Here is a 2,512-nt window from a genome sequence, read left to right on the forward strand (position 1 = left end):
GATTAATTTTTGTCATTATGTATTTCCCCTTTTAGTTTAATTTTTCGTTGTTGCCGTGAGCAACCTCGAATTTTATGTAAAATTTAATTCATTAATATAATGAATATAATGCTTGACACTTGCTTTTTAGATGTGATATTGTTAATAATTGATAATAGTTTGCTTATTTTTAATGGAAAGCAAAAAATAATATAGCGCTTTAGCTCGGCTTTTCCTGCACTTGGAAAAGAAACGAGGTAAACGCAAAGTGTGTGATAGTATAGTCGCTGACTAAAACCTTGTCAGCTCTTGTTGTCACTACGTTCCAACCTAGTTTTTAAGTAGTTGTCGAGTAAGTTTCCTACTAATAAATTATAATATCGTTCCATTCTTCCCCTATAGGGATTCTTATTGATAAATAACTATCATTTATATAAGTGTTGCTATTTCATATAAAGCATTAAATCCGAAATTTGCAGACGTATGCAAATTTGGCTCGAGGAATTTCCAACCACGTGGTCGTATTTGGCAATTCACTAGCAATATAAATCTGTTTTTGTTTCGCCAGATGAAGGAATTTCGTGCTCTTCTTTTATAAACTCACTTTTATCAACTGATTCAGGTAGTAACATGACTTGTCTCACTTGTGTCCAAGAAAGTTTCTTCAAATCCGAATTCAAGTTCGGATTTTGATTATAAAATTTCATAAATTCTTGAGCATACCTTTGAGAATATTCAAAGTTATTATCTAGCCATCCACCAAAGTTGCCATGAGCCAAATCATTCTCTTTCACATGCTTTAACCGTCTGCCTATGGTTAAAAAAACGACACTCAGCAATCAATACTAAGTGTCGCTAATCTATTAACTAACCCAACTCGTATAAATCAGTCAAATCTGCAAACAATACTGATGTTTTCAATTTATCGTATACGTCTAGTGTTACATCTTTGATCTCCAATTCGTCTAGTATTAACTGCAACTTCTCAATTTTCTTTTTGCTGTTGATATTTAGTGTTAGGTTGATCTCTGCGATATAGCTTTTTTCTTCTTTTAGTTCTTCGTTCAAAACTTGATCAAATAAGTCTTGAGTGCGTGATTCGATTTCCTTTTTTGATAATCCTTGTAATTCTAATTCTTCGATTTTGTTTTCTAGTGTGATCATTGCATGTATCCCCTTTTAGTTTTTTCTTTTAATCTGATCAATTTATCTATCCTCTTTTAAGTTATTGTTTTATTATTTAATTTTCCATCCACCAAACATTTTCCTAGTTGCCATGTTATTTCCATCTTCATACTTAAATTCTATCCAAATTTGATCATTGTTAAAGTGAGCACCTATATCTTCTTCTAATAGTGGGCCTATCTCTTCTACATAATAGCGTCTCTCATCTTCACTTGAAATTTTAAACTCATTTGGTACATAAACATTTACTACATCAAAATCGCTTCCGGGGTTCTCTTGTATATCAATTACACCAGCTTCTCCATAGTGTTCTAATAAGTCTGTTTTATAGCTGTCCCAGTCCTCTACAGCTTGATTAAAGGCTTCTTCATCTTGCTTTTTCTGTTCTTCTTTCTCTTTAACTTCTTTATCAGCTTTTTCTTGCTCTTTCTTTTCTTTCTCAGCTTCCTCTTTTTCTTTTTGAGCCTTTTCCTCTTCTTTTGCTAACTTCTTTTCTTCTCGTTCCTTTTCCAATTGCTCTTGTCTAGCTTTCGCTTCTGCCTTTTCTTCTTCAGATGGTTGTCCAACCATCAAGATAAAAACAAACCATACTCCAAATACGACAGATAAAATCATGTTTGTTTTCTTTTCAAAGTGCTTGTTTGTCCAGATTAATATAATTCCAATTGGGGCAAAAAATAAAAGCATTAATATGGCAAACCATTTTTTCTTATGGAACTTTTCTTTTTTTGTAGTCATTTTCTCCATCCCCTTTTCCCTTAATTGTTGTTTTGATTTCGACTATTATTGACCTACTAATATTATACAAGTGCCAAATTATCTATTCAGTGATTTCCGGCTTATCTAGTTTAGTTAACAACTCTTCCAACTGATTACATTTTTCTTGATATTTCTTACTCAAATTGTTGTCTTTATGATCTTTAAACTTCTTAATAATTTTTTCAGCTTGTTCCATCTCCAGCAAGATTCCCCGGATAAACACAGATATTAGTGATTCATCTTCAATTTCAATTTTTGCTTTTTGAAAGTCTCCACTGTTGTTTTTGTACATTTTAACGTTTAACATTTCCCCTATCCCCTTTATTTAATTCACTTTTTTGCTATAATGTGTTTGTAGTTTATTTTTATTCGGCTCGTATGGTGTTGGCGCACTATGCGAGTTTTTATTTTGCTTTTTGATGATTATTTCAGCGATTCCAGCGATTAGTGCTAAAACTAATATAAAGCTTACTATGAACGCCAAAACAGCAATTTGTAGTTTGTTTGCGTTGATTTCAAATTCTGTGCTGCTCATTTTGCCAAAGGCAAAACCTAGCTTTCCTTCTTTGATGTAGCTTTCTATTTTACT

General features: G+C 32.3%; 5 protein-coding genes. All 5 read right to left on the bottom strand.

The annotated features are described in order from the left end of the window. Positions 1–515 precede the first annotated feature (515 nt). Entirely contained in the window at positions 516–773 is a 258-nt protein-coding gene (locus SPD89_RS22560) for a DUF3102 domain-containing protein (RefSeq protein ID WP_442961224.1), read from the bottom strand. Positions 774–846: 73 nt separating this feature from the next. Next, positions 847–1,143, bottom strand: coding sequence for a hypothetical protein (locus tag SPD89_RS22565; protein ID WP_336264198.1), 297 nt, complete (start codon positions 1,141–1,143; stop codon positions 847–849). Between the two features lie 72 nt (positions 1,144–1,215). Further along, positions 1,216–1,902, bottom strand: a complete 687-nt coding sequence (locus SPD89_RS22570) for a hypothetical protein (RefSeq protein WP_336264199.1) — start codon at positions 1,900–1,902, stop codon at positions 1,216–1,218. A gap of 82 nt (positions 1,903–1,984) precedes the next feature. Beyond that, positions 1,985–2,230, bottom strand: coding sequence for a hypothetical protein (locus SPD89_RS22575; RefSeq protein WP_336264200.1), 246 nt, complete (start codon positions 2,228–2,230; stop codon positions 1,985–1,987). Positions 2,231–2,248: 18 nt separating this feature from the next. Further along, positions 2,249–2,512 (bottom strand): hypothetical protein (locus SPD89_RS22580; protein WP_336264201.1); only part of this gene is annotated, 264 nt, incomplete at its 5' end.

Source organism: Pseudogracilibacillus sp. SO30301A, assembly GCF_037072025.1.
Taxonomy (GTDB): domain Bacteria; phylum Bacillota; class Bacilli; order Bacillales; family Amphibacillaceae; genus Pseudogracilibacillus.

What these genes read in the sequence shown, in the direction of transcription:
- SPD89_RS22565 (WP_336264198.1), bottom strand. Translation starts at nt 1,143, where the DNA reads ATGATCACACTAGAAAACAAAATCGAAGAATTAGAATTACAAGGATTA.
- SPD89_RS22570 (WP_336264199.1), bottom strand. Translation starts at nt 1,902, where the DNA reads ATGACTACAAAAAAAGAAAAGTTCCATAAGAAAAAATGGTTTGCCATA.
- SPD89_RS22575 (WP_336264200.1), bottom strand. Translation starts at nt 2,230, where the DNA reads ATGTTAAACGTTAAAATGTACAAAAACAACAGTGGAGACTTTCAAAAA.